The sequence below is a fragment of the Pseudomonas sp. NPDC089752 genome, from assembly GCF_044748725.1.
Lineage (GTDB): Bacteria > Pseudomonadota > Gammaproteobacteria > Pseudomonadales > Pseudomonadaceae > Aquipseudomonas.
The window spans coordinates 68350-94774 of sequence record NZ_JBIVGP010000005.1 but is presented as its reverse complement, the minus strand read 5'-3'; the positions used below and the strand labels follow the sequence as shown (position 1 = coordinate 94774).

Genomic DNA, 26425 nt, shown 5'->3' with positions numbered 1-26425 from the left:
AGTAATGGAGGCTGCACATGCAAATCTACAAAGTCGGCGGCGCGGTGCGCGACCGCCTGCTCGGGCGCCCGGTCAGCGACATCGACTGGCTGGTGGTCGGCGCTACAGTCGAACAGATGCACGCTAAAGGCTTTCGCCCTGTCGGTGCTGATTTCCCGGTTTTCCTGCATCCCAAAACGGGCGAGGAATACGCGCTTGCGCGCACCGAGCGCAAGAGCGGGCGCGGCTATGGCGGGTTCACCTTCCATGCCAGCCCAGACGTCACACTCGAAGAAGACCTGATCCGTCGCGACCTCACCATCAATGCGATGGCGGAGGACGAACAGGGGACTGTCTACGATCCTTATCACGGCCAGGACGACCTCGAAGCTCGCATTTTGCGTCACGTTTCCCCGGCGTTCGCCGAAGATCCCTTGCGCGTATTGCGAGTTGCCCGCTTCGCTGCACGCTACGCGCCCAAGGGCTTCAAAGTCGCTGACGAAACGCTGGAGCTGATGCGTCAAATTGCCGATTCTGGCGAGCTGCAGGCACTGACCGCCGAGCGCAGCTGGAAGGAGATCGAGCGGGCGTTGATGGAAAGCGCGCCGCAGGTATTCATCCAGGTGCTGCGAGAATGTGGCGCCCTTGAAGAGCTGATGCCGGAGCTTGCGCATGGTGCGGATACGCTGGCGTCGCTGCAGCAGGCAGCAGAGCACCAGCAGCCGCTATCAGTGCGCTGGGCGTGTTTGCTCCGGGGCTTGGAGCCGGCAGCGATCAAGGCGCTCAACCAGCGCTTCAAGGCGCCGCGCGAATGCCAGGAACTGGCGGTGTTGGTCGGGGAGTTCGCTGAACGTGCCGATCAGGCACTGGAACTGTCCGCCTCAATCCTCTTGGAGATGCTGCAAAAATTCGATGTTTATCGACGACCGCAACGCTTCGAAGATTTCATCGCCGCGTGCCAGATGGGGGCATTGGGGCGGGGCCAGTCAAGTTATCCACAGGCTGACCATTTGCGCGGGGCGGCTGCAGCAGCCCGGGCGGTGGATGTGAAGCCCCTCGTTGAGGCTGGGCTTACTGGCCAAGGGCTGGGCGAAGCACTCAAAGGTGAGCGGCTGAAGGCCCTCACGGCTTACAAGCTCGGTTGAACACACCGGCCTCTTCGCGGGGCAAGCCCGCTCCCACAAGGACGGCGAGGATCTCTGTGGGAGCGGGCTTGCCCCGCGAAGAGGCCGGCACGGGCTCAAGCTGGCGTCAGCTGCAACCCGCGCCACTCAAAGGCAACCGGTGCCAACACCTGATCAATCTGCGCTTCCTGCCACAGCTGCGCCATGCACTTACCCACTCCCGGATGCACCAGTTCAGGCGCCAGCAGGGACAGCGGCCACAGTACAAAGGCATTCTTCAGAATCTCTGCCCTCGGCAACACCAGCCCATCGAACGTACCGCACAGATCGTCATACATCAGCACGTCGATATCCAGCGGCAAGCCCTTGCGCTCAGGCGCATAGCGACCATTGTCAGCCTCGATGAACTTCAGCCGACGGTCCAGCTCCATCAAGGGCAGGTCGGTCTTGCCGGTCACCACGAAGTTGATGAACGGGCCGCTCTTGATCCCCACCGCCTGGCTCTCGAACGCCGGAGAACAGCGCATTTCGGTGAGAATCGCTGACAACGCGTCGAGCCCGGCACACAGATGCGCGTGGCGCTGCGTGTTACTGCCAAGGCCAAGGTAAACCGTACTCAGAGACATCCGCGCTCGATCTCCACGCCAACACCGCCACGGGCGGCAGGGACGGCGCCAGGTTTGGTCAGCTTGAGGCGTACCCAGGGAATGTGAAACTCGTCCATCAGGGTGGCGGCCAGGCGCTCGGCGAAGGTCTCCACCAGTTCGAAACGCGCCTGCTCGGCAAACGCCTGGATTCGCGCCGAAATGCTGGCGTAACACAGTGCCAGGCTCAGGTCATCCCCGGCCGCTGCCGGGCGATTGTCCCAGGCGAAACTCAGATCCAGGCGCAGACACTGGCGAATATCCCGTTCCCAGTCATAGGCACCGATGACGGTCTCGACTTCCAGGCCTTCGATGAACACTCTGTCCAAGCACTTCTCTCCACAGCACGACAAGGGCGACTGGCGCCGTTAGAATCAGGGCGTCCTCGCCCGGAATAGTTAGCATGTTTTGGTTACTGGCGCTGCTCGCCTACCTGCTCGGCTCGCTGTCCTTCGCCATCGTCCTCAGCCGCCTCACGGGCAGCCCGGACCCGCGTTCCAGCGGTTCAGGCAATGCCGGCGCCACCAACATGCTACGCCTGGCAGGCCGTAAACTGGCGATCCTGACCCTGCTTGGCGACCTGTGCAAGGGATTGTTGCCGGTGCTGCTCGCACGCCTGGCCGGACTGGACCTGCAGGAACAAGCCTGGATCGGCGTCTGCGCGGTGCTTGGCCATCTGTTCCCCCTGTACTTCCGCTTCAAAGGCGGCAAGGGCGTGGCGACTGCGGCAGGCATGCTCATGGGCCTGTACTTCCCCGCCGCATTACTGGCGATCGGCGCCTGGCTGCTGACTTTCTACCTGACTCGCACCAGCTCGCTCGCCGCGCTGGTGGCTACACCACTGACCCTGCCCCTGCTGGCCTGGCGCGAGCCCGAAGCGTTGCTGCCGATCAGCGTGCTGACCCTGATGATCGTCTGGCGCCACCGCAACAATCTGCGCGACCTTTTTGCCGGGCGCGAACGGCATTTCTGACGCTCGCGCACACTTCTCACAAAGGCGGCAGCTGCTCCATGGGCCAGCGTGCCTGCACGCTGATCGCCAGGTCCTGCTGCTGCCCGGCCAACAGCCGCTGACAACCGGCATAGGCAATCATCGCACCATTGTCGGTACAGAATTGCGGACGGGCGTAGTACACGTTGCCCTTGATGCTGGCGAGCATGTCTTCGAGCGATGCGCGCAGCGCCTTGTTGGCGCTCACGCCACCGGCAATGACCAGCCGCTTGAGGCCGGTCTGCTTCAGGGCGCGCTTGCACTTGATGGTGAGTGTCTCTACCACCGCCTGCTGGAACGCCAGGGAAACGTCGCAACGGGTCTGCTCGTTGTCATCACCCGCATCGCGGCACTGCTGCCAGGTGTTCAGGGCGAAGGTCTTGAGGCCGCTGAAGCTGAACGCCAGGCCTGGGCGATCGGTCATCGGTCGCGGGAACTTGAAGCGCCCCGGCACCCCCCGCTCGGCCAGACGCGCGATTTCCGGGCCGCCTGGGTAATTGAGGCCGATCAGCTTGGCAGTCTTGTCGAATGCCTCGCCTGCGGCGTCGTCCAGGCTCTCGCCCAGCAGCTCGTATTGGCCAATGCCATCGACTCGAACCAGCTGAGTATGGCCGCCAGAAACCAACAAAGCGACGAACGGGAACTGCGGAGGATTTTCCTCCAGCATCGGCGCCAGCAGGTGGCCTTCCATATGGTGCACACCAATCGCCGGAATATCCCAGGCAAACGCCAGGGCCTGGGCGCACGAAGCGCCGACCAGCAGTGCACCGACCAGGCCAGGGCCGGCGGTATAGGCGATGGCATCGATCTCGGTGGCCACGCAACCTGCCTCGGCCAGCACCTGACGGATCAGTGGCAGCATGCGCTTGACGTGGTCGCGCGAGGCAAGCTCGGGCACTACCCCGCCAAACACGCGGTGCAGGTCGATCTGGCTGAACAGCGCGTCGGCTAACAAACCGCGCTCACTGTCGTATAATGCGACGCCGGTTTCGTCGCAGGATGTTTCCAATCCCAGTACTAGCATGGGCTCGTCCCTTGTGGGGGCTGAATTCGAAGCCGCGCATGATAGTCCCCGTGCCGGGTGCCGACCAGCGGTTTTCGATCAGAGGCTTTGCATTCCGGCGTACTAAGGGTTAACATCCGCAACCCTTGAAAACCGACGTTCTCCAGCACACCTTTGTTTTGCCAGGAGCACGTCTACCCCGGTAATGAATTAAGGTAGCCCTGGATGCCAGCCGTCAAAGTTAAAGAGAACGAACCCTTCGACGTAGCTCTGCGTCGTTTCAAGCGCTCCTGCGAAAAAGCCGGTGTACTGGCTGAAGTTCGTAGCCGCGAGTTTTACGAGAAGCCGACCGCCGAGCGTAAGCGTAAAGCAGCTGCTGCTGTTAAGCGTCACGCCAAGAAAGTTCAGCGCGAACAGCGCCGCGCCGTTCGCCTGTACTGATTCAGTACAAGCGTTCAACGCAAAGCTTCTGCCCTGCCCGGCTCACCGCCGGGCCCATGGCAGCGGTCTGTTTTAACCTTGAGCAGCTAAGCGCAAGGCGTCCATCGCAGCACGCAATGGGCATAACGCATTACATACGTCAGAGCTGGTTTCGACCAGTGCGTGCACGTCCTCACTGACGAGCCTCCGGTTGATCTGGTAGCTGCAGACGAGCACACATTCCCTCGCACTTCCCCTAGCAGCACTCGCCCCAAACGGCGCGCTAGCGATTAGACTTGCCAGTTGCCAGATGACGAGACTGCCATGGCCGGGCTGATTCCCCAAAGCTTCATTGACGACCTGATCAACCGCCTCGACATCGTCGACGTGGTGAGTTCGCGCGTCCAGCTGAAAAAGACCGGCAAGAATTATTCGGCCTGCTGCCCGTTCCACAAGGAAAAAACCCCTTCCTTCACGGTAAGCCCCGACAAGCAGTTCTATTACTGCTTCGGCTGCGGTGCCGGCGGCAATGCCCTCGGCTTCGTCATGGACCACGACAACCTGGACTTCCCCCAGGCCGTCGAGGAACTGGCCCGCGCCGCCGGCATGGAGGTTCCTCGCGAAGAAGGCCGTCGCGCCCAGAAGCCGCGCCAGCCGACCGACTCGCCGCTGTATCCGCTGCTCGACGCAGCTTCCGAGTTCTATCGCCAGGCCCTGCGCAATCACCCGACCCGCAAGGCAGCGGTGGACTACCTCAAAGGCCGCGGCCTTTCCGGGGAAATTGCCCGCGATTTTGGCCTGGGCTTCGCACCACCGGGCTGGGATAACCTGCTCAAGCACCTGGGTGCCGACACCCTGCAGCAGAAGGTGATGATCGACGCTGGCCTGCTGATCGAGAACGCCGAGAGCGGCAAGCGCTACGACCGCTTCCGCGACCGGGTGATGTTCCCGATCCGCGACAGCCGTGGCCGGATCATCGCCTTTGGCGGGCGGGTGCTGGGTGACGACAAGCCCAAGTACCTCAACTCCCCGGAAACCCCGGTGTTTCACAAGGGCCAGGAGCTTTACGGGCTGTACGAAGCGCGCAAGCACAACCGCAACCTCGACGAAATCATCGTGGTCGAGGGCTACATGGACGTCATCGCCCTGGCCCAGCAGGGCCTGCGCAACGCTGTCGCCACCCTTGGCACCGCCACCAGCGAAGAGCACCTGAAGCGCTTGTTCCGCGTGGTGCCCAGCGTACTGTTCTGCTTCGACGGCGACCAGGCCGGACGCAAGGCCGCCTGGCGCGCCCTGGAGTCGACCCTGTCGGCCCTGCAGGACGGGCGCCGGGCGCGCTTCCTGTTTCTGCCCGAAGGCGAGGACCCGGATAGCCTGGTGCGCGCCGAAGGCACCGATGCCTTCAGGGCCCGTATCAACCAGCACGCACAGCCGCTGGCCGACTACTTCTTCGAGCAGTTGAGCAATGAGGCCGACCCGCGCTCGCTGGAAGGCAAGGCGCACATGGCAACGCTGGCTGCACCGTTGATCGAAAAGATCCCCGGCGCCAACCTGCGTCAGCTGATGCGCAACCGCCTGAAGGAAATCACCGGCCTGGACCCGCAACAGGTCGAGCAACTGGCGCAGCAGGCGCCGGCTGCCAACAGCGTGCCGGACTATGACCCTGGCTACGACTACGACGCCATGGCCAGCTACACCCCTGACTACGGCGACATGCCGCAGCACGACTACGCGCCAGCGCAACAGGAGCAGCAGTGGAAGCCGAACAAGAGCGGCGGCAAGAAGCCATGGAGCGACAAACCCTGGGACAAGAACCGCAAAGGCGGCAAACCCTGGCAACAGCGCGATGAGGCGCCGCCGCGCACACCTGCACCGGTGGAGCCCCCGACGCTCGCGGCATTGCGCACATTGCTGCATCACCCGCTGCTGGCCGGCAAGGTCGAGGACGCCAGCCATTTCGCCGATGAAGAACACCTCTACAGCCAATTGCTGGTCGCACTGATCGAAGCCGCGCAGAAAAATCCTGGGCTAAGCTCAATGCAGCTGATCGCACGCTGGCATGGCACCGAACAAGGCCGTCTTCTGCGGGCTTTGGCTGAAAAGGAATGGCTGATCGTCGCCGACAGCCTTGAACAACAGTTTTTCGACACCATTACTAGCTTGTCCGCCCGCCAACGCGAGCGCAGCCTGGAACAACTGCTCAGGAAATCACGTCAAAGCGAATTGACCAGCGAGGAAAAATCACAGCTTCTCGCCCTGCTGAGCCGTAATGTTCCCGCACAAACGCCGACCTCATCTGGCGCGTGAGGCCCATGCTCGGGTATAATCCTCGGCTTGTTTTTTGCCCGCCAAGACCTTCAGTGGATAGGGTGTTATGTCCGGAAAAGCGCAACAGCAGTCTCGTATCAAAGAGTTGATCACCCGCGGTCGTGAGCAGGGCTACCTGACTTACGCGGAGGTCAACGACCACCTGCCTGAGGATATTTCAGATCCGGAACAGGTGGAAGACATCATCCGCATGATCAACGACATGGGGATCAACGTATTCGAGAGTGCTCCGGATGCGGATGCCCTTCTGTTGGCGGAAGCCGACACCGACGAAGCCGCGGCCGAAGAAGCCGCAGCAGCGTTGGCGGCCGTTGAAACCGATATTGGCCGCACGACCGACCCGGTGCGCATGTACATGCGCGAAATGGGGACCGTCGAGTTGCTGACCCGCGAAGGCGAAATCGAAATCGCCAAACGCATCGAGGAAGGCATCCGTGAAGTCATGGGCGCCATCGCTCACTTCCCGGGCACTGTCGACTACATCCTCGGCGAATACAATCGCGTCACCACCGAAGGTGGCCGTCTGTCCGACGTTCTCAGCGGTTATATCGACCCTGACGACAACATCGCCGCGCCGACCGAAGAAGTGCCGATTCCTGGCGCCAAGGCCGCCGCCGCGAAGGAAGAGTCCGACGACGAAGAGGAAGAATCCGAAAGCGGTGACGACGAGGAAGAGACCGAAAGCGGTCCAGACCCTGTCGTCGCAGCCCAGCGTTTCGGCGCGGTATCCGACCAGCTCGTCAACACCCTCAAGGTGCTGAAAAAGCATGGTCGCGACCATGCCGAGAGCATCGGCGCGATGCAGGCATTGGCTGATCTGTTCATGCCGATCAAGCTGGTACCGAAGCAGTTCGACGTGCTGGTCGAGCGCGTACGTGATGCCCTGAGCCGCCTGCGTCAGCAAGAGCGTGCGATCATGCAGCTGTGCGTACGTGATGCGCGCATGCCACGTGCCGACTTCCTGCGCCTGTTCCCGAGCAACGAAACCGACCAGACCTGGAGCGGTGACCTGGCCAAGCGCAACACCAAGTGGGCTGCCGCCCTGGGTGAAAAGAACGCCGCCATCGTCGCTTGCCAGCAGAAGCTGATCGACCTTGAGACCGAGACCGGCCTGACCGTTGCCGAGATCAAGGAAATCAACCGTCGCATGTCCATCGGCGAGGCCAAGGCCCGCCGCGCCAAGAAAGAAATGGTCGAGGCGAACCTGCGTCTGGTGATTTCCATCGCCAAGAAGTACACCAACCGTGGCCTGCAATTCCTCGACCTGATCCAGGAAGGCAACATCGGTTTGATGAAGGCGGTGGACAAGTTCGAATACCGTCGCGGTTACAAGTTCTCGACCTACGCCACCTGGTGGATTCGTCAGGCCATTACCCGCTCGATCGCCGACCAGGCGCGCACCATCCGTATTCCGGTGCACATGATCGAGACGATCAACAAGCTCAACCGCATTTCCCGCCAGATGCTGCAGGAAATGGGTCGCGAACCGACCCCGGAAGAGCTCGGTGAGCGCATGGAGATGCCTGAGGACAAGATCCGCAAGGTGCTCAAGATCGCCAAAGAGCCGATCTCCATGGAGACGCCGATCGGTGACGACGAAGATTCGCACCTGGGCGACTTCATCGAGGACTCGACCATGCAGTCCCCGATCGACGTGGCCACGGTCGAAAGCCTCAAGGAAGCGACCCGCGACGTACTCTCGGGCCTGACCGCACGCGAAGCCAAGGTGCTGCGCATGCGTTTCGGTATCGACATGAACACCGACCACACCCTCGAAGAGGTGGGCAAGCAGTTTGACGTGACCCGTGAACGGATCCGTCAGATCGAAGCGAAGGCGTTGCGCAAACTGCGCCACCCGACCCGCAGCGAGCATCTACGCTCCTTCCTCGACGAGTGATGACGAACCCCGGCCCAGGCCGGGGTTTTTCTTATGTGACAGATGGTCGTGGCAAGTAGCTATCCCTTGAGCTGAATGGCCGTCTACACTCGACTTCAGACTATCTGAATGCGAGGCTGCCATGCCGCCAATGCCGGCCATTCTGTTGCTGCTCCTGATCTTGTGGAACACAACGGCCGGCGCCCTGACCCTGACTGACGAAGAAAAATCCTGGCTGACTGCCCACCCGCAGTTGAAGCTGGGCGTCGACGCTTCCTGGCCACCGTTCGAATTTCGGGACCAGGAAGGCCGGTACCAGGGATTGGCCGCCGATTACATCGCCTTGCTTCAGGAACGCCTGGGTGTAACGCTCAAGCCCATCGAGCCCAGCAGCTGGACCGAGGTGTTGCAGCAGGCGCGCGAGAGCCGCATCGACCTGTTGCCTGGCGTCATGTCGACCCCAGAACGCCAGGGGTATCTGGCCTTCACTCGCCCCTACCTGGATTTCCCCATCGTCATCCTCGCTCACGAAGGTGGCCCGCAACCGCGTACCCTCAAAGATCTGTACGGCCTGAAAATCGCCGTGGTAGAGAACTATGCCCCCCACGAGCTGTTGCGTACCCATCACCCCGACCTCAACCTGGTGGCCATGCCCAATGTCAGCTCGGCGCTGCAGGCCTTGGCCACCGACGAAGTGGATGCAGTGGTCGGTGACCTCGCCTCGAGCATCTGGAGCCTGCGCCAGCTCAAACTCGACGGTTTGTATGTCAGTGGCGAAACGCCCTATCGCTACCAGCTGGCCATGGCCGCCCCGCGCGATAAAAAGATCCTCATCGGCATCCTCGACAAGGTCATGGCCGACATGTCCAGCGATGAGATCAGCCAGATCCAGCAGCGTTGGGTGGGCAATGTAGTGGACCAGCGCACCTTCTGGCACGACATGCTCATCTATGGCCTGCCCGCCGTCCTGCTGCTGGTCGCCATCCTCGCTGCGGTGATCCGCATCAATCGCCGCCTCAGTTCGGAGATCTCCCGCCGCATCGCGCTGGAACAGGAGTTGCGCAGCAGTGAGTACCACTACCGCGGCCTGATCGAAAGCCTTTCCGCGATCGCCTGGGAGGCCGACGCCAACGACTTCACCTACAGCTACGTTTCGCCGCATGCCGAAGACCTGTTGGGCTACCCCCTTCATGACTGGCTCAAACCTGGCTTCTGGCGCAGCATCCTGCACCCGGAAGACGCACTCTGGGCCCAGGCCTACTGCGAAAGCGAAACGGCAGCGGGCCGCGATCACAGCCTGGATTACCGGGTGATGTGCGCTGACGGCCAGGCGATTTGGGTACGCAATATCGTCAGCATGATCGAACACGGCCACCGGCCGGTGATGCGTGGGCTGATGATCGATATCAGCGAGACCAAACGTACCGAGGATGCCCTGCGCCTATCGGAACAGAAATTTGCCTCGGTCTTTCAGCAGTGCCCTGACATCCTGCTGATTGCCCGGCACAGCGACGGCTGCTTGCTGGAGGTGAATGAGGCCTTTGAGGAGCAGATTGGCTTGACACCAGGGCAAGTGATAGGCCGCACGGCTACCGAGCTCGACTTGTGGGGTGTGCAAGGCACAGGGCCGGTACTGCTCGAACGCCTGCACCAAGGCGGCATCCGCAACCTGGAAATGAGCTTCCGCCGTAGCAATGGGCAAATGTTCACCGGCCTGACCTCCGCTGAAACCTTTGAACTCGATGGCACCCTGGCCTTCGTGGTGGCCGTGCGCGACATCAGTCAGCTGAAAGAAACCCAGCAACAGCTGCAAACCTCTGAAGAAAAATTCGCCAAGGCATTCCACGCCTCGCCCGACGGCCTGTTGCTGTCGCGCCAGAGCGATGGCCTGCTGCTGGAAGTGAACGAAGGCTTCTGCCGCCTGACCGGTTACGACCTCAATCCGAACATCGATCAGACTTCGTTCGACCTGGGCATCTGGGTGGACCTGAACGAACGCAAACGGCTGATCGACCAGCTCGCCCGTGAAGGCTTCGTGCGCGACTTCAGCTGCCATATCCGCCGCAGCGATGGTCAGATCCGCCTCTGCGAGCTGTCTGCTCGGCCGCTGCCGATCGGCGGCGTCGACTGCATGCTGACCATGGCCCGCGACATTACCGAACGCCACCTGATGCAGGAAAAACTGCAACTGGCGGCCACTGTGTTCGAGAATACCGCCGAAGGCGTGCTGATCACCGACATCGACCAGCGCATCAGCGCAGTCAACCGCGCCTTCAGCGAGATTACCGGTTACAGCGAAATCGAGGCGCTCGGCCAGACCCCGCGCCTGCTCGCCTCCGGCCAGCACGACAGCGCTTTCTACGCCGCCATGTGGCACCAGCTCACCGACGAGGGCCACTGGCAAGGTGAAATCTACAACAAGCGCAAGAACGGCGAACTCTACCCTGGCTGGCTGACCATCAGCGCCGTGCGCAACAGCGACCGCGAAGTTACCCACTTCGTTGCCGTGTTCGCCGACATTTCCAGCCTCAAGCACGCCCAGGCCAAGCTCGACTACCAGGCCCACCACGACCCGCTCACCGGGCTGCCCAACCGTGCCCTGTTCGAGAATCGCCTATCGGCCGTGCTCACCTGCGCGCAAGTGTCCAACCGTCAGGGCGCGGTATTGTTCCTCGACCTGGACCGCTTCAAGCACATCAACGACAGCCTTGGCCACCCGGTCGGCGACTTGCTGCTCAAAGGCATCGCCCAGCGCCTCAAGGAGCAGGTGCGCGATGTCGACACCGTAGCGCGTCTGGGCGGCGACGAGTTCATCATCCTGCTGCCCGGCCTGCACAAACCCAGCGACGCCAGCGCCATCGCCAACAAACTGCTGGCCTGCTTCAGCGCGCCCTTCCAGGCCGGCGAGCACGAGTTCTTCACCAGTGCCAGCATCGGCATCAGCCTTTACCCCCAGGACGGCACCGACGTCGCCACACTCATCCGCAACGCCGACGCCGCCATGTACCGCTCCAAGGCCAAGGGCCGCAACCGCGTTGAAGCCTACACCCGTGACTTGACAGCCCAGGCCAGCGAACGCATCGCCCTTGAGCACGAACTGCGTCGCGCCGTGGAACGCAACGAAATGAGCTTGTGCTACCAGCCCAAGTTCAGCCTCAAGACCCAGACCCTGGTGGGCGCCGAAGCGCTGATCCGCTGGAATCACCCAACCTTCGGTGAAGTCCCGCCAGAGCACTTCATCCACCTCGCCGAGGAGAACGGCACAATCCTTCAGCTCGGAGATTGGGTACTGGAACAGGCTTGCCAGCAAATGCATCAGTGGAAGCGGGACTATCAAGCCTTCGGCCCGCTGTCGATCAACCTCGCCGGCGCGCAACTGCGCCACCATGGCCTGGCCAAACGCATCGAGCAATTGCTGAAGACTTACAATCTCAAGGCCGGCGACCTGCAACTGGAGATCACCGAGAACTTCATCATGAGCCAGGCCGAAGAAGCCCTGGCCGTGCTGCATCAGCTCAAGCAGTTGGGCGTGCAACTGGCGATCGACGATTTCGGTACCGGCTACTCGTCACTGAGCTATCTCAAGCGCCTGCCGCTGGACATCCTCAAGATCGACAAATCGTTCATCCGAGGATTGCCTGACGACCCCCATGACGCAGCTATCGCCCGGGCCATCATCGCGCTCGGCCGCAGCATGCAGCTGACGATCATTGCTGAAGGAGTGGAAAACCTGGCGCAACAGCGCTTCCTGGCGGTCGAAGGGTGCGAACAGATTCAGGGCTATATCGTCAGCCTGCCGCTGCCACCTGATGAATTTGCCGCAACGTTTCTTCGTATAGCACTAAGCGATCTTTCGGATGGCACGCTTTCAAAACCCTCGTTATAATCCGGGCACTTACTGAGGGCCTATAGCTCAGTTGGTTAGAGCAGAGGACTCATAATCCTTTGGTCCACGGTTCGAGTCCGTGTGGGCCCACCAGACATGAAAAAGCCGCGCAGACTGCGCGGCTTTTTCGTTTTCAAGACTCAGAAATCCAGACGCAACGCCGTCCGCCACAGATTCTTCAACGGCGAACGCCAATGCTTGCGCCAATTCTTTTCCCACCACGCATCTTCATTGCACACGACCGCTTCCAGATCACTGCCCGTCACAGCCGCCGCGTGCTGGCGGAACATCATCGGGAACACGCAGTGCTGCTTGATCCTGCGTTTGAACATGACATCGACCGGCTCGCCCGCGTATGGCGTATTGGCCAGTATCCGGCAACCCTCGCGCGACAGCACATAGGCATGCAAGGCAACCACCCTGCCGCGAGCAATGAAGGGAAACCAGGTGAGCCAGGTACGTCCCATCGAGTAACCCAGGTGCAGAGCCTCGAAACGATGTGAACGCATGAAACGGTTCACCCAACGTACCCGGGAAGCCTTCAGCTCGTAGTGCTTGACGTCATCCTCGAACACCAGAATCCGCTCCAGCCCTTGAGCCAGAGCATGCTGGGCAAGCTGCTGATGCGACTCGTAGCAGCCCCGTTGCGGATCCTTGTCTTTCTCTACGACGTGGAACGTCACGGGGTTGTCGAGCTGTGTGGCAATGCTTTGCTGAAACAACGCGCGGCGGTCAGCGCGTGTGTCCAGCGAAATGCAGTAGACGGCATTTACGTCGAAATGAACCTTGCTCACCCATCAATCCTTTAAATCGTACCTGTCCGCAACCAGCGGACCAGCACGAATGATAACGAGCAGCGAATGGCATCACAAAGCTATCAAGTAACTAAGTATTAATGCTTACGGGTAGCGATCTTCGTTTCTCGCGGATTGTAGAAGGTGCAGCCCGCTTCGATATCCCGCGTGACCAGCGACATGGCACCAATGACCACATTGTCGCCAATGTCTATCTGATCGGCGATGATGCAGCTATTGGCACCCAGGCTGACGTTATCGCCAATATGCAGCGCGTAGTGCTCCAGGCCCAGCGTCTTGATACCGATCGAGCAGTTTTGGCGGATGAAGAAGTTGCGCCCGATGCTCACATGACGAGTGATCACGACCCCAGGCAAATGAGCGATGCGCAGGCCTGGGGCGATCTGCGCCCCGATGTCGATATCCACCGCATATTTCAGGTTGAGCCGCTGCTGCATGCCACGGGCGTAGCGCCTGCCCAGGCGGCCGCAGCCATCGAGGTACTGCGCCAGGCGGTAGGCGAAGAGAAAGCGCAGTTTGTTGTCCTTGCGGGCGCGACGCAGGACGTTGAACAGTAGGCTGATCCGGCGCCCGGTTTTTTTCTTGTTGGAAACTTCCTGTCGCCAGCATTCCATCAAGATTTCAAGATTCACAACGTGGGTCCACTGAGACTGCCCGACCATAATGCCGCAATATCGGCAGTGGTGCAGCCCTTGCGCTTGATCTGCCTGCCACTGGCTGGCTAGGCTAGCGAGCCCACCGCAGAGACTCGCCATGCCGGACGCCCGCACCATCACCCTCGACGAAATCGACCGCCAGCTGATCGCTCTGCTGCAGATCAACGCCCGCGAGAGCGTCGCCACCCTCGCCCGCCAATTGGGCATCGCCCGCACCACGGTCAATTCGCGCCTGGCGCGGCTGGAGAAAGGCAAGGTCATCACCGGCTACGGTGTGCGCCTGGGCCAGCGGCTGATTGATGGTGGGCTGCAGGCTTATGTCGGGATCAAGGTGCAGCCGCGTTCAGGCAAGGAAGTGGTACGCCGCCTGAGTGCCATGGGGCAGGTGCAGCAGCTGTGCGCGGTGAGCGGCGAGTTCGATTATGTGGCCTGGCTGCGCAGCGATTCACCGGAACAACTGGACCAGCTACTCGACCAGATCGGCAGCGTCGAAGGGGTTGAGAAGACCACGACTTCGATCATCCTGAGCAGCAAGGTGGATCGTGGGCAGCCGAGATGATTGGCAGTCATCTCAGGTCGACGACCATCGTAGGAAAAATCCCTAATTCATTGGAATTTAACGATTATTTGGTAATTCCAGACATCTCCTGAAACTCGTTACACGGTGCAACTCAATGGTGCTCGCACATGGCACCTACGGGTATAGGCTGGAAAAGGCAGCCCATTGACGGGTCGCTCAAGCCCCTTCAGACTATACGCAGATAACGTACACTACAAGGATGCCATTTTTGTCGAGTTGCCGCCTTTCGAACGCCACCGGTCCACGTATCTGAGCGATGACGAATTCCGCTCACTACAGCAAATTCTGTTGAAGTCTCCCTGTTCGGGAGACCTGATCAAAGGTACCGGTGGCCTCCGGAAAATCCGTTTCTCTGATCCAGACCGTCACAAAGGCAAGCGAGGCGGCATCCGGGTCATTTACTACTACTGGTCACCAGGTTTTCAGTTTTGGTTATTCACGCTGTACGGGAAGGATGTGCAGGATGACCTAAGCGATCCTCAGCGCAAGACGCTGAAAAACCTGCTTGAACGCGAATATCTGATGAGGACAATTCATGCCCCGCAACCTCTTCACTGAACTTACCGAAGGCTTCGACGCGCTGGCAAATGAGCGCGCAGGGAAAATGACCCTTCGCACGCACAAGGTCACGTTCCAGGAGTTGGCCCCCCTGGCACCCAACGAGCTGATTGAATTGCGCGAGCGCTTGAACATGTCACGCGCACTTTTCGCGAATTATCTGAGAACCAACGCCCGTACGCTCGAAAATTGGGAACAAGGACGCTCCAGGCCCAATGCCCAGGCAATCGCGTTGATCCGGCTGGTACAGAAATTCCCGGAAACAGTAGATCGATTGGCCGCACTGACTTGATTCGTCATTAATCAGCATAGGTTCGTCATTACGACACCCAAAGCTACAATTAGCCATCACTCTGCATCTTATTAACGACCACCCCGCTTCATAAAATGACCACCAGGCATCTCCTATACTCAGGCTCCGCCCCCGCGCAGCCGCTCTGGCAAGGTCACTTCATGAACAAGAACAACCGCCACCCCGCCGACGGCAAAAAGCCCATCACCATCTTTGGTCCGGATTTTCCGTTCGGTTTCGACGATTGGCTGGAGCACCCGGCCGGCCTGGGCAGCATCCCGGCAGCAAGGCACGGTGAAGAAGTCGCCATCGTCGGCGCCGGCATCGCCGGGTTGGTGGCGGCCTACGAGTTGATGAAACTCGGCCTCAAACCGGTAGTGTACGAAGCGTCGAAGCTCGGTGGCCGGCTGCGTTCGCAGGCCTTCAACGGTACCGATGGGATCATCGCCGAACTCGGCGGCATGCGCTTTCCGGTGTCCTCCACCGCCTTCTATCACTATGTCGACAAGCTGGGCCTGGAGACCAAGCCATTCCCCAACCCGCTGACTCCCGCTTCGCGCAGCACGGTCATCGACCTCGAAGGCCAGACCTACTACGCCGAGAAGGCCAGCGACCTGCCCGCGCTCTTCCACGAGGTGGCCGACGCCTGGGCCGACGCGCTGGAAAGCGGCGCGCAGTTCGCCGATATTCAGCAGGCGATTCGCGAGCGCGATGTTCCGCGCCTCAAAGCACTGTGGAACACGCTGGTGCCGCTGTGGGACGACCGCACCTTCTATGACTTCGTCGCCACTTCGCGTTCGTTCGCCAAGCTGAGTTTCCAGCACCGCGAGGTGTTCGGCCAGGTCGGTTTCGGTACGGGAGGCTGGGACTCGGACTTCCCCAACTCGATGCTGGAAATCTTCCGCGTGGTGATGACCAACTGCGACGATCACCAACACCTGATCGTCGGCGGCGTGGAGCAGGTGCCGCAAGGCATCTGGCGTCATGTACCGGAGCGTTGCGCGCATTGGCCCGAGGGCACCAGCCTGAGCTCGCTGCATGGCGGTGCGCCGCGTACCGGGGTAAAGCGCATCGCCCGTGCTGCCGATGGGCGCCTGGCGGTGACCGACAACTGGGGCGACACCCGCCACTACGGCGCCGTGCTCGCCACCTGTCAGAGCTGGCTGTTGACCACGCAGATCGACTGCGAAGAGTCGCTGTTCTCGCAAAAGATGTGGATGGCCCTGGACCGCACCCGCTACATGCAGTCATCGAAGACCTTCGTCATGGTCGACCGCCCCTTCTGGAAGGACAAGGACCCTCAAACCGGTCGTGACCTGATGAGCATGACCCTCACCGACCGCCTGACCCGCGGCACCTACCTGTTCGACAACGGCGACGACAAGCCGGGCGTCATCTGCCTGTCCTACGCGTGGATGAGCGACGCCTTGAAAATGCTGCCGCACCCGGTCGAAAAGCGCGTGCAGCTGGCCCTGGATGCCTTGAAGAAGATCTACCCAAAAACCGACATCGCCGGGCACATCATCGGCGACCCGATCACCATTTCCTGGGAGGCCGACCCGCACTTCCTCGGTGCCTTCAAGGGCGCGTTGCCGGGCCACTACCGCTATAACCAGCGCATGTACGCGCATTTCATGCAGCAAGACATGCCAGCCGAACAGCGCGGCATGTTCATTGCTGGCGACGACGTGTCATGGACGCCGGCCTGGGTCGAAGGCGCGGTGCAGACCTCGCTCAATGCCGTGTGGGGTATCATGAATCACTTCGGTGGCCACACCCACCCGGACAATCCAGGCCCAGGCGATGTGTTCGATGAACTCGGGCCCATCGCCCTGGCCGACTGAAATCAAGGAGGCAGCATGCGTATCGCTCTGTTCCAGGGCGCACCCAATCCGCTGGACGTGCCCGGCAACCTGCAACGGCTGCGCCATCAGGCGCAACGGGCGGCCGAGCGTGGTGCGCAGTTGCTGGTGTGCCCGGAGATGTTCCTGAGCGGCTACAACATCGGTTTGAAGCAGGTCGAACGGTTGGCCGAGACGGACGATGGTCCATCGGCCCTGGAAGTGGTGGAGATCGCCCAGGCGCACGGTATCGCCATCGTCTACGGCTACCCTGAGCGTGCTGATGACGGGACAATCTACAACAGCGTGCAGTTGATCGATGCCCATGGCCGCAGCCTGTGCAACTACCGCAAGACGCACCTGTTCGGCGAGCTGGATCGGGCAATGTTCAGCGCGGGAGCCGACCACTTCCCCGTGGTCGAGCTCGCAGGCTGGAAAGTCGGGTTGCTGATCTGCTACGACATCGAGTTCCCGGAGAATGCCCGGCGCCTGGCATTGAGCGGGGCCGAGCTGATCCTGGTGCCGACAGCGAACATGACGCCCTACGATTTCGTCTGCCAGGTGACGGTGCGCTCGCGGGCGCAGGAAAACCAGTGCTACTTGGTGTACGCCAACTATTGCGGGGCCGAGGGTGAAATCCAGTATTGCGGGCAGAGCAGCATCATCGGGCCGGACGGCAGCCTGTTGGCCATGGCTGGGCGCGATGAGTGCCAGTTGCTGGCGGACATCGAGCATGATCGGGTGATGAAGGGACGCGAAGCGTTTCCGTATCTGGCTGACCTGCGCCAGGAACTGCACCTGCGCAGGGGCTGAGTGAACGCCCATGCCTGACGCCCTCCGTGCGCTCACCCTGGCCAACGGCCTGCACCTTACCCTGCGCCATGCGCCGCGGCTCAAGCGCGCGGCTGCAGCCCTGCGGGTGCATGCCGGCAGCCACGACGCCCCGGTGAAATGGCCGGGGCTGGCGCATTTTCTCGAACACCTTTTCTTCCTGGGCACCAAGCGCTTTGCGCTGGATGACGGCTTGATGCGCTACGTCCAGGCGCTTGGCGGTCAGGTCAATGCCAGCACTGGCGAACGCGCCACCGATTTCTTCTTCGAAGTGCCACCCGCCGCTTTGGCCGGGGGGCTGGAGCGGTTGTGCCAGATGCTCGCCGAGCCGGACTTGAGCATCGAGCGCCAGCGCCGTGAGCGGGAGGTGATACATGCCGAGTTCATCGCCTGGTCACGCAACCCGCAGGCGCAAAAGCGCTACACCCTCCTGCAGTCAGTGGCACCCACGCATCCGCTGAGCGGTTTTCATGCTGGCAATCGGCACACCCTGGCTCTTCAGGAACCAGCGTTCCAGCAAGCCCTCGCAGGTTTTCATCAACGCTTCTATCGAGGTGGACAGATCACCTTGAGCCTGTGCGGCCCGCAATCGCTGGATGAGCTGGAACTGCTCGGCAGGCGGTTCGCGGGGCTGTTTGCGCCTGGGGAACGGGCTGCGCAAATTCAGCCGCCAGCTCTCACCCACAGGTCGACCAGCCTGGTGTTTGCACACGAAAGCCTGCCACCAGGTGCCGATCACGCATTGGAGGCATTGATTGCCTGTCTGAGCGACAGCAGACCGGGCACTTGGCTCGATGCCTTGCGCCAGCGCGGGTGGCTGCAAGGCTTCAAAGCCGAGCCACTGTACAGCTTCGCCGGCCAGATGCTTTGGCATATCGACCTGAAGCTCGGTGCCGACGTTTGTTCCGAGCAAGCTCGCGACCTGCTGCTGGGTTGGTTCGACTTCATCCGCCAGGTCGATCCTGAGCAACTCAACGCCCAATTCAGCCTGCTGCAAGAAAACCAGGCACGCAGCGCCAGCCCGCTTGATCTGGCCCGCCGCGACAGTGCAGGGCTGCCGTTCGCGGCATTGGATGCACAAGGGCTGCTGGCGCTGCGGGCGTTACTCGAAGACCTGCCACGCCGTGAAGGTGGGCAATGGCAGTTGCCTGCACCTGACTCGCTGCTACTTGCCGACTTGCCTGCCACCCAGGCACAGCCGCGACCTGCAGCGCTGGCGGTCAGCGATCTGCTCCCCACAACCCGCCAGTACGCCGCGGTTTATCTGCGCTGGAAGGTGCCCGCGTCACTCCACCAGCCCCTCTATGACGTGCTCGATCGCGCTTTGCAGCCCCTTCTGGCACGTTGCGAGCGCGCTTCATTGCAGCTGCAATCGAGCACCGTGGGTGAGACCTGGCAACTCCGCTGCAGCGGTCAGCCTGCCGCCGTTGTCGGCGCAGTCGAGCGTGCCCTGGCGCAGTTGCGCTCAGCCCATGAGTGGGCGCTACCTGCAGAACAGCAACCCGCCCTGATTCCGATCAGAGCCCTGCTCAAGCAATTGCCCGATGCGCTGGTAGGCGCGACGCCAATGCCACAACCGGGCGCCCCGCTCGATCAGCAGGCGCTGGACGACGCCTGGCGCGACAGCCAATGGCACGGCCTGGCCGTCGGCTTCGATGCTGTCGCCCTGCAATCACTGAGCACCGTGCTACAAGCGTGCCCCGGCCAGATCGGCGCCCCCGTTGCCGTGCCCCGCTGGCAGGGCCGCCGCTGGCACCATGCGCAGGTGCCGGGCACTGAACACGCACTGTTGCTGTTCTGCCCCGTGCCTGCCGATCAGCAGGCCTGCGGCCGCCTCCTCGCTCAATTGCTGCAGGGGCCGGTGTACCAACGGCTGCGCGTGGAGCTGCAACTCGGCTATGCAGTGTTCAGTACCTTTCGTCAGATCGAAGGCGTCGGCGGCCTGTTGTTCGGCGTGCAATCGCCCCACGCGACCCAAGCCGAAATCCTCGATCATCTGGCAACCCTGCTGCGCCAAGGCGTAACCCTTGACCCCGCTGCCCGCCAAGCCTTGGCCGAACAATTCGACGAATCGGCGATGGCCAACGCCGACGTCGCCGAATGGGCATGGCAGACACACCTGGCGACACAAACCGACGACCTGCCTGCGCTGCGCCGGTCTATTCTGATGATGCGACAAGCGGATCTGGACGCCCTATCAAGCTCGCTGCTCAACGCCCAATCCAACTGGCTGTGCCTGGCAAACGCGCCTGCCCCCAACCAGTGGGAGCGGCTTTAGCCGCGAAACGACTGACGCGTTGGATGGCACCGGCTTCGCCGGTGTTCGCGGCTGAAGCCGCTCCTACAGGGATTGTTACATTTACCGCAAGGGCCCTTTTCCAAGAATTAACCTTTCGGTACATAATTTTCTTGTAAGATAACGCTATCTCAGCCAATGGAACCTCCTGCTCCAGGCGGCAACCAATCTAGTAGCTGACATGCCCCAACCCATCTGAAGGAGAACGCCCATGTGGACCAAACCTGCATACACTGACCTGCGTATCGGCTTCGAAGTGACCATGTACTTCGCCAGCCGCTAAGCCCAGCTTGCACCACGACGCCTCGGCCCGCCGGGGCGTCGTCGTTTTTTGCACAGGGTTTTTGCCCAGTTCGGACAGAGAACAGCCATGTACATCCAGATTCTCGGCTCCGCCGCTGGCGGCGGCTTCCCGCAGTGGAACTGCAACTGCGTCAACTGCAAGGGCTATCGCGACGGCAGCCTGCGCGCCACGGCACGCACCCAGTCATCGATCGCCCTCTCCGATGACGGTGTGCACTGGATCCTGTGCAACGCCTCACCGGACATCCGCGCCCAGCTCCAGGGTTTCGCGCCGATGCAGCCGGGCCGGGCAGTGCGCGACACCGGCATCAACGCCATCGTCCTGCTGGACAGCCAGATCGACCACACCACCGGCCTGCTCAGCCTGCGCGAAGGCTGCCCGCACCAGGTATGGTGCACCGACATGGTCCACCAGGACCTCACCACCGGCTTCCCGCTGTTCAACATGCTCAGCCACTGGAACGGTGGCCTGCAGTGGAATCGCATCGAGCTCGAAGGCAGCTTCGTCATCGAAGCCTGCCCCAACCTCAGGTTCACGCCATTCCCGCTGCGCAGCGCCGCGCCGCCGTACTCGCCGCACCGCTTCGACCCACACCCCGGCGACAACCTCGGCCTGCTGGTCGAAGACACGCGCACCGGCGGCAAGCTGTTCTACGCGCCTGGGCTCGGTCAGGTCGACGACAAGCTGCTGGCGATGATGCACGGCGCCGACTGCCTGCTGGTCGACGGTACGCTGTGGGAGGATGATGAAATGCAACGCCGTGGTGTCGGCACCCGTACCGGACGCGAGATGGGCCACCTGGCGCAGAACGGCCCCGGCGGCATGCTCGAAGTGCTGGATGGCTTCCCGCGCCAGCGCAAGGTGCTTATCCACATCAACAACACCAACCCGATTCTCGATGAAGATTCCCCGGAGCGCGCCGAAGTGCAGCGCCGCGGCGTGGAAGTCGCCTTCGACGGCATGAGCATCGAGTTGTAAGGAGGCTTGATGAGCGACGCATTGCCACTGTCGCCTGCCGAATTCGAGCAGGCCCTGCGCGCCAAGGGCGCTTTCTACCACATCCATCACCCGTATCACGTGGCGATGTACGAAGGACGCGCCACCCGCGAACAGATCCAGGGCTGGGTGGCCAACCGCTTCTACTACCAGGTGAACATCCCCATGAAGGATGCCGCGATTCTGGCCAATTGCCCGGACCGCGAAGTGCGCCGTGAGTGGATCCAGCGCCTGCTCGACCACGACGGCGCCCCCGGGGAAGAGGGCGGCATCGAAGCCTGGCTGCGCCTGGGTCAAGCGGTCGGCCTCGACCCCGACCAGCTGCGCTCCCAGGAGCTGGTACTGCCCGGCGTGCGCTTCGCCGTCGATGCCTACGTCAACTTCGCCCGCCGCGCTAGCTGGCAGGAGGCCGCCAGCAGCTCGCTGACCGAGCTGTTCGCCCCGCAGATCCACCAGTCGCGGCTGGACAGCTGGCCGCAGCACTACCCGTGGATCGACCCGGCCGGCTACGAGTATTTCCGCACCCGCCTGGGCCAGGCCCGGCGTGACGTGGAACACGGCCTGGCCATCACCCTGCAGCATTACACCACCCGCGACGGCCAGGAGCGTATGCTGGAAATACTGCAGTTCAAGCTGGATATCCTCTGGAGCATGCTCGATGCCATGAGCATGGCCTACGAGCTGAACCGTCCGCCGTATCACACCGTCACCCAGCAACGGGTGTGGCACAAGGGGATCGCCCTATGAGTTTCGACCGCAAGCAAGTCCCGAACTGGCGCCCTGGCTACCGTTTTCAATACGAACCGGCGCAAAAAGGCCACGTGCTGCTGTACCCTGAAGGCATGATCAAGCTCAACGAAAGCGCCAGCCTGATCGGCGGCCTGATCGACGGCAAACGCGATGTCACGGCGATCATCGCCGAGCTGGAACAGCAGTTCCCGGGTGTGCCTGAAGTCGCTGACGATATCGAGCAATTCATGGAGGTGGCCCGTGGCGAACACTGGATCACCCTCGCCTGAGGTGCCGGTCGGCCTGCCGTTGTGGCTGCTGGCCGAACTGACCTACCGCTGCCCGCTGCAGTGCCCGTACTGTTCCAACCCGCTGGACTTCGCCCAGCAGGGCAAGGAACTGAGCACTGAGCAGTGGTTCAAGGTGATGGCCGAGGCCCGCGAGATGGGCGCGGCGCAGATCGGTTTTTCCGGCGGCGAACCGCTGGTGCGCCAGGATCTCGCGGCGTTGATCGGCGAAGCGCGGCGACTGGGTTACTACACCAACCTGATCACCTCCGGCATCGGCCTGACCGAAGCGCGCATCGCTGCGTTCAAGGAAGCGGGCCTGGACCATATCCAGATCAGCTTCCAGGCCAGCGACGAGCAGGTCAACAACCTGCTGGCCGGCTCGAAGAAAGCCTTTGCGCAAAAGCTCGAGATGGCCCGGGCGGTAAAGGCCCATGGCTATCCCATGGTGCTCAACTTCGTCACCCACCGGCACAACATCGACAAGATCGACCGCATCATCGAGCTGTGCATCGCCCTGGAAGCCGATTTCGTCGAGCTCGCCACTTGCCAGTTCTATGGCTGGGCCCATCTCAATCGCCTGGGCCTGCTGCCAACCCGCGAACAACTTGAACGCGCCGAACGCATCACTAATGAGTACCGCGACAAGCTCAAGGCCGACGGCAGCCCGTGCAAGCTGATCTTCGTCACCCCCGACTACTACGAAGAACGCCCCAAGGCCTGCATGAACGGCTGGGGCAGCCTGTTCCTGACCATCACTCCGGACGGCACCGCCCTGCCCTGCCATGGCGCGCGGCAGTTGCCTGTACAGTTCCCCAACGTGCGCGACCACGACCTGCACCACATCTGGTATGACTCGTTCGGTTTCAACCGATTCCGTGGCTATGACTGGATGCCCGAACCCTGCCGTTCGTGCGACGAGAAAGAGAAGGACTTCGGCGGCTGCCGCTGCCAGGCCTTCATGCTCACCGGCGATGCCAGCAATGCCGACCCGGTGTGCGCCAAGTCGGCCGACCACGGCATCATCCTCAAGGCCCGCGAGGAGGCAGAGACTGCCCAACTCGCCATTGAACAGATGACCTTTCGCAATGAGCGCAACTCCCGTGTCATCGCCAGAGGCTAAGCTCAGTGCCGCGCAGGCCGTAGCCGCCGGTACCGATTTTGCCGAACTCAAGACCAGCCCCCAGGGCCTGTTCTGGAACGAATTCCGCCCCGCCGATGGCGCCTGCCGCATCTGGCACTGGCGCGACCAGCAGGCCCGATGCCTGACACCGGACGGATTCAGCGTACGCAGCAGGGTGTATGAGTATGGGGGTGGCAGCTTCTGCCTGGGCGACGATGCGCTCTGGTTCGTCAATGAAAAGGACCAGCAGGTCTACCGCCAAGGGCTGGATGGCGCAGCACCGGTTGCCTTTACCAGCAATGAGCAGAGCCGCTATGGCGACCTGCAATGGCACAACGGCCAGGTGCTGGCGGTCGAGGAATGCCATGGCGATGGCGTCGAGCATCGCCTGGTGGCATTGACCGAAGGCATCACTGAAGTGCTGGCCGAGGGTGCCGACTTCTACGCTTCGCCGACCGTCAGCGCCGATGGCGAACGCCTTGCCTGGATCGAATGGGATCGTCCCGCACAGCCGTGGACGCTGACTCGGCTGATGTGTCGCGATCGGCTCGGTGATGGCAGTTGGGCCACGGCTCGCTGCATCGCGGGGGATGATGAATCATTGCAGCAACCGCGCTTCGACGCTGAGGGGCGCTTGTATTGCCTGTCAGATCGCAACGGCTTCTGGCAGCCCTGGGGTGAACTCAGCGGCCTGTGGCAGGCTTTGCCGGCCAAAGCGGCGGATCACGCTGCCGCCCCCTGGCAGCTCGGTACCAGCACTTGGCAGGCAATTGGGCCGCAAAGCTATCTGGCCATGTGGTTCGAAGCCGGTTTCGGGCAGCTTGGGCTACGTAACGCCGATGGTCAAGTGGAGCGTTTCGCCAGCGCCTACACCCGCTTTCGCAACCTGGCCATGGATGCCGAGTACCTCTACGCCATCGCCGCCTCGCCTATCAGCCCGCCAGCCGTGATCGCCATCGACCGCTTGAATCACGAGGTTCGTGTTCTGGCGGGTGGCGCCGAGGTGCTGCCGGCTGAATCTATCAGCCTGCCACAATCGATGCTTTACCCCAGCGACGGCGAGATTGCCCATGGTTTCTTCTATCCGGCAGCCAACGCCAAAGGCCCCTCGCCGCTGGTGGTGTTCATCCATGGCGGTCCGACCTCGGCCTGCTATCCGGTGCTCGACCCGCGCATCCAATATTGGACCCAACGCGGCTTCGCCGTCGCCGACCTGAACTACCGCGGCAGCACGGGTTATGGTCGCGAGTATCGCCAGGCCCTGCACCTGAACTGGGGCGAACACGATGTACAGGATGCCTGTGCGGCAGTCGAACATCTGGCCGAACGAGGTGTGATCGATGCCAGTAACGTGTTCATTCGCGGTGGCAGTGCCGGCGGCTACACCGCACTTTGCGCCCTGGCATTTCGTGATGTTTTCCGGGCGGGCGCGAGCCTTTACGGGGTCAGCGACCCCATTGCCCTGGGCCGGGCCACGCATAAGTTCGAAGGCGATTATCTGGACTGGCTGATTGGTGATCCGCAACAGGATGCCGCGCGATATCGCCAACGCACGCCACTGGTGCATGCCGAGCAGATCAAAGTGCCGGTAATTTTCTTCCAGGGTGAGCTGGATGCGGTGGTGGTACCGGAGCAGACCCGCAGCATGCTTGCAGCGCTCAAGGCCAATGGTGTTCAAGCCGAGGCGCATTTCTATGCGCAAGAACGGCATGGCTTCCGAAAGGCGGAAAACTTGGCGCATGCGCTGGAACAGGAGTGGCTGTTCTTCCGAAGTCTGATCTGCAATCAAGATGGCAAACAGTAGCAACGCACTCACATGGAAATCCTGTCAATGGACTGCCTAGGGCTCTTCCCTTAGGTTCAAGACGCAGTTTTTTTGAACCCACGTGAGGGCACTGTGATGAATAAATCTTTGCAAGTTACTCAGGGTTTTCTGGATTGGACCGGGACCACGCTGCCGAATAGTTCAACCACGCCACAACCACGAAAAAACCCCCTTGAGATCTTTCGTCGCATCGAGCTTCAACCCGGCAGCAGGATCCATGTTGTTCAGGATGCCGAGCGGGGAATGGTCTGGCTTTTCGACAAACCCTCCAATGCTTCTGACACCGATAGCTATCGATGCGAATCCAACGGCATCATTTCCCAAGGCAAATCCTATGAGAGTTGGAAAGAAAGGGAAACCTACGATATTTCCTGGAGTAGCAAGTTAGACGATACCGAAAGCAGCACCTTTGGTGACTTCGTTATCTTCCAGTGGAAGTCCTACCCTGAAGGTATTCAAAATTATCCTTTTCTGTTCACGGTCCACCAGAACCAATTGAGACTGGTTCACTCCAACCGGGCCGGTAAATGGATAGTCGTTTGGCGAGGCTCGATTGAGAGCAGAAAATGGTTCGACGTTAAAGTTAGGGTAACCCTGTCTAAGAACGAACTAGCCGGCAGCTTGGAGCTGTCCTTTAACGGCGAGCCTCAACAGTTCCAGCGCAACCGTGAAGATGAAGCCGAGATCAGTGACATTCTGGTCTGCCGTACGCTGGATGAAGGGCGTGGAATTTATCCGAAGTGGGGCGCCTACAATCGGCACCAACACCTCCACGCCATCAAACATTACGTCGACCTGATGCGCATCAAGCGTATTCGCTGAGTAAAAAAGCGGTTGAAGGCCGGGCAGTCTTCAACCGCTGTTCTTGAAGTCTCAGCGCTTGGCGATGATGTACACCGCATGCACGATGCCCGGAATGTACCCCAGCAAGGTCAGCAGGATATTCAGCCAGAACGCCCCGCCGAACCCCACCTGCAGAAACACACCCAGCGGCGGCAGAAGGATGGCGATGATGATGCGAATAAAGTCCATGCGAGTCTC

Annotated in this window: 25 protein-coding genes and 1 tRNA gene; 20 read left to right on the top strand and 6 right to left on the bottom strand. The window is 61.4% G+C overall.

Translation table 11 applies throughout. The features are described 5' to 3' along the window. Positions 1-17: 17 nt before the first annotated feature. Positions 18-1124, top strand: a complete 1107-nt coding sequence (locus ACIPZF_RS09820; RefSeq protein WP_400798286.1) for a multifunctional CCA addition/repair protein — start codon at positions 18-20, stop codon at positions 1122-1124. A 95-nt stretch (positions 1125-1219) separates the two neighbouring features. On the opposite strand, the gene folK is transcribed toward ACIPZF_RS09820, so the two are convergent. Then, the gene (gene folK / locus ACIPZF_RS09815; RefSeq protein WP_400798284.1) at positions 1220-1729 is read right to left on the bottom strand and encodes a 2-amino-4-hydroxy-6-hydroxymethyldihydropteridine diphosphokinase; all 510 of its coding nucleotides are present in this window, start codon (positions 1727-1729) and stop codon (positions 1220-1222) included. Continuing rightward, positions 1720-2076 (bottom strand): dihydroneopterin aldolase, encoded by a 357-nt coding sequence (folB, locus tag ACIPZF_RS09810; RefSeq protein ID WP_400798282.1) that lies wholly within the window; start codon positions 2074-2076, stop codon positions 1720-1722. Before folB ends, folK begins: the two co-directional genes overlap by 10 nt. 74 nt (positions 2077-2150) lie before the next feature. Between folB and plsY the strand changes: the two genes are divergently transcribed. After that, the gene (gene plsY / locus ACIPZF_RS09805; RefSeq protein ID WP_400798279.1) at positions 2151-2720 is read left to right on the top strand and encodes a glycerol-3-phosphate 1-O-acyltransferase PlsY; all 570 of its coding nucleotides are present in this window, start codon (positions 2151-2153) and stop codon (positions 2718-2720) included. 16 nt (positions 2721-2736) lie between these two features. Here plsY and tsaD read toward each other — a convergent pair whose 3' ends face one another. Next, a complete protein-coding gene (tsaD, locus tag ACIPZF_RS09800; protein ID WP_400798276.1) occupies positions 2737-3762 on the bottom strand; it encodes a tRNA (adenosine(37)-N6)-threonylcarbamoyltransferase complex transferase subunit TsaD in 1026 nt (341 codons plus the stop codon). Positions 3763-3966: 204 nt separating this feature from the next. On the opposite strand from tsaD, the gene rpsU reads away from it, so the two are divergent. From rpsU to ACIPZF_RS09775, 5 genes are all read left to right on the top strand, one after another. Further along, positions 3967-4182 carry a 30S ribosomal protein S21 gene (gene rpsU / locus ACIPZF_RS09795; RefSeq protein WP_003255575.1) on the top strand — a complete coding sequence of 72 codons (216 nt, stop codon included), beginning with the start codon at positions 3967-3969 and terminating at the stop codon, positions 4180-4182. 303 nt (positions 4183-4485) lie between these two features. Beyond that, a complete protein-coding gene (dnaG, locus tag ACIPZF_RS09790; RefSeq protein ID WP_400798273.1) occupies positions 4486-6468 on the top strand; it encodes a DNA primase in 1983 nt (660 codons plus the stop codon). A gap of 67 nt (positions 6469-6535) precedes the next feature. After that, positions 6536-8386, top strand: coding sequence for an RNA polymerase sigma factor RpoD (gene rpoD / locus ACIPZF_RS09785; protein WP_400798270.1), 1851 nt, complete (start codon positions 6536-6538; stop codon positions 8384-8386). Positions 8387-8507: 121 nt separating this feature from the next. Beyond that, entirely contained in the window at positions 8508-12251 is a 3744-nt protein-coding gene (locus ACIPZF_RS09780) for an EAL domain-containing protein (protein ID WP_400798267.1), read from the top strand. 16 nt (positions 12252-12267) lie between these two features. Further along, positions 12268-12344, top strand: a tRNA-Ile gene (locus tag ACIPZF_RS09775). Between the two features lie 47 nt (positions 12345-12391). Here the strand turns inward: ACIPZF_RS09775 and ACIPZF_RS09770 are convergent. Next, a complete protein-coding gene (locus ACIPZF_RS09770) occupies positions 12392-13045 on the bottom strand; it encodes a hypothetical protein (RefSeq protein ID WP_400798264.1) in 654 nt (217 codons plus the stop codon). 98 nt (positions 13046-13143) lie between these two features. Then, the gene (locus ACIPZF_RS09765) at positions 13144-13698 is read right to left on the bottom strand and encodes a serine acetyltransferase (protein WP_400798261.1); all 555 of its coding nucleotides are present in this window, start codon (positions 13696-13698) and stop codon (positions 13144-13146) included. A gap of 121 nt (positions 13699-13819) precedes the next feature. On the opposite strand from ACIPZF_RS09765, the gene ACIPZF_RS09760 reads away from it, so the two are divergent. From ACIPZF_RS09760 to ACIPZF_RS09700, 13 genes are all read left to right on the top strand, one after another. Further along, on the top strand, positions 13820-14281 hold the full coding sequence (locus ACIPZF_RS09760) for an Lrp/AsnC family transcriptional regulator (RefSeq protein WP_400798259.1): 462 nt from the start codon (positions 13820-13822) through the stop codon (positions 14279-14281). A 165-nt stretch (positions 14282-14446) separates the two neighbouring features. After that, positions 14447-14860, top strand: coding sequence for a toxin (locus ACIPZF_RS09755; RefSeq protein WP_400798256.1), 414 nt, complete (start codon positions 14447-14449; stop codon positions 14858-14860). After that, positions 14838-15152, top strand: coding sequence for a helix-turn-helix domain-containing protein (locus ACIPZF_RS09750; protein WP_400798253.1), 315 nt, complete (start codon positions 14838-14840; stop codon positions 15150-15152). Before ACIPZF_RS09755 ends, ACIPZF_RS09750 begins: the two co-directional genes overlap by 23 nt. Before the next feature lie 161 nt (positions 15153-15313). Then, complete coding sequence (locus ACIPZF_RS09745) at positions 15314-16996, top strand: flavin monoamine oxidase family protein (RefSeq protein WP_400798250.1); 1683 nt, start codon at positions 15314-15316, stop codon at positions 16994-16996. A 15-nt stretch (positions 16997-17011) separates the two neighbouring features. Further along, positions 17012-17806 (top strand): carbon-nitrogen hydrolase family protein, encoded by a 795-nt coding sequence (locus ACIPZF_RS09740; RefSeq protein WP_400798249.1) that lies wholly within the window; start codon positions 17012-17014, stop codon positions 17804-17806. 10 nt (positions 17807-17816) lie between these two features. Continuing rightward, a complete protein-coding gene (pqqF, locus tag ACIPZF_RS09735; protein ID WP_400798246.1) occupies positions 17817-20102 on the top strand; it encodes a pyrroloquinoline quinone biosynthesis protein PqqF in 2286 nt (761 codons plus the stop codon). A gap of 229 nt (positions 20103-20331) precedes the next feature. Beyond that, positions 20332-20403, top strand: coding sequence for a pyrroloquinoline quinone precursor peptide PqqA (pqqA, locus tag ACIPZF_RS09730; protein WP_008365141.1), 72 nt, complete (start codon positions 20332-20334; stop codon positions 20401-20403). An 87-nt stretch (positions 20404-20490) separates the two neighbouring features. Continuing rightward, positions 20491-21402, top strand: coding sequence for a pyrroloquinoline quinone biosynthesis protein PqqB (gene pqqB / locus ACIPZF_RS09725; protein ID WP_400798244.1), 912 nt, complete (start codon positions 20491-20493; stop codon positions 21400-21402). Between the two features lie 9 nt (positions 21403-21411). Beyond that, positions 21412-22167 (top strand): pyrroloquinoline-quinone synthase PqqC, encoded by a 756-nt coding sequence (pqqC, locus tag ACIPZF_RS09720; protein ID WP_400798241.1) that lies wholly within the window; start codon positions 21412-21414, stop codon positions 22165-22167. Then, entirely contained in the window at positions 22164-22439 is a 276-nt protein-coding gene (pqqD, locus tag ACIPZF_RS09715; protein ID WP_400798238.1) for a pyrroloquinoline quinone biosynthesis peptide chaperone PqqD, read from the top strand. The genes pqqC and pqqD overlap by 4 nt, the downstream gene beginning before the upstream one ends. Continuing rightward, positions 22411-23559, top strand: coding sequence for a pyrroloquinoline quinone biosynthesis protein PqqE (gene pqqE, locus ACIPZF_RS09710; RefSeq protein ID WP_400798235.1), 1149 nt, complete (start codon positions 22411-22413; stop codon positions 23557-23559). The genes pqqD and pqqE overlap by 29 nt, the downstream gene beginning before the upstream one ends. Continuing rightward, on the top strand, positions 23525-25363 hold the full coding sequence (locus ACIPZF_RS09705; RefSeq protein ID WP_400798232.1) for a prolyl oligopeptidase family serine peptidase: 1839 nt from the start codon (positions 23525-23527) through the stop codon (positions 25361-25363). Before pqqE ends, ACIPZF_RS09705 begins: the two co-directional genes overlap by 35 nt. Before the next feature lie 96 nt (positions 25364-25459). Beyond that, positions 25460-26206: a hypothetical protein gene (locus ACIPZF_RS09700; protein ID WP_400798229.1), complete on the top strand. Its 747-nt coding sequence runs from the start codon at positions 25460-25462 to the stop codon at positions 26204-26206. 51 nt (positions 26207-26257) lie between these two features. Here the strand turns inward: ACIPZF_RS09700 and ACIPZF_RS09695 are convergent, their stop codons facing one another. Further along, the gene (locus ACIPZF_RS09695) at positions 26258-26416 is read right to left on the bottom strand and encodes a YqaE/Pmp3 family membrane protein (protein WP_003177654.1); all 159 of its coding nucleotides are present in this window, start codon (positions 26414-26416) and stop codon (positions 26258-26260) included. Positions 26417-26425: the final 9 nt, after the last annotated feature.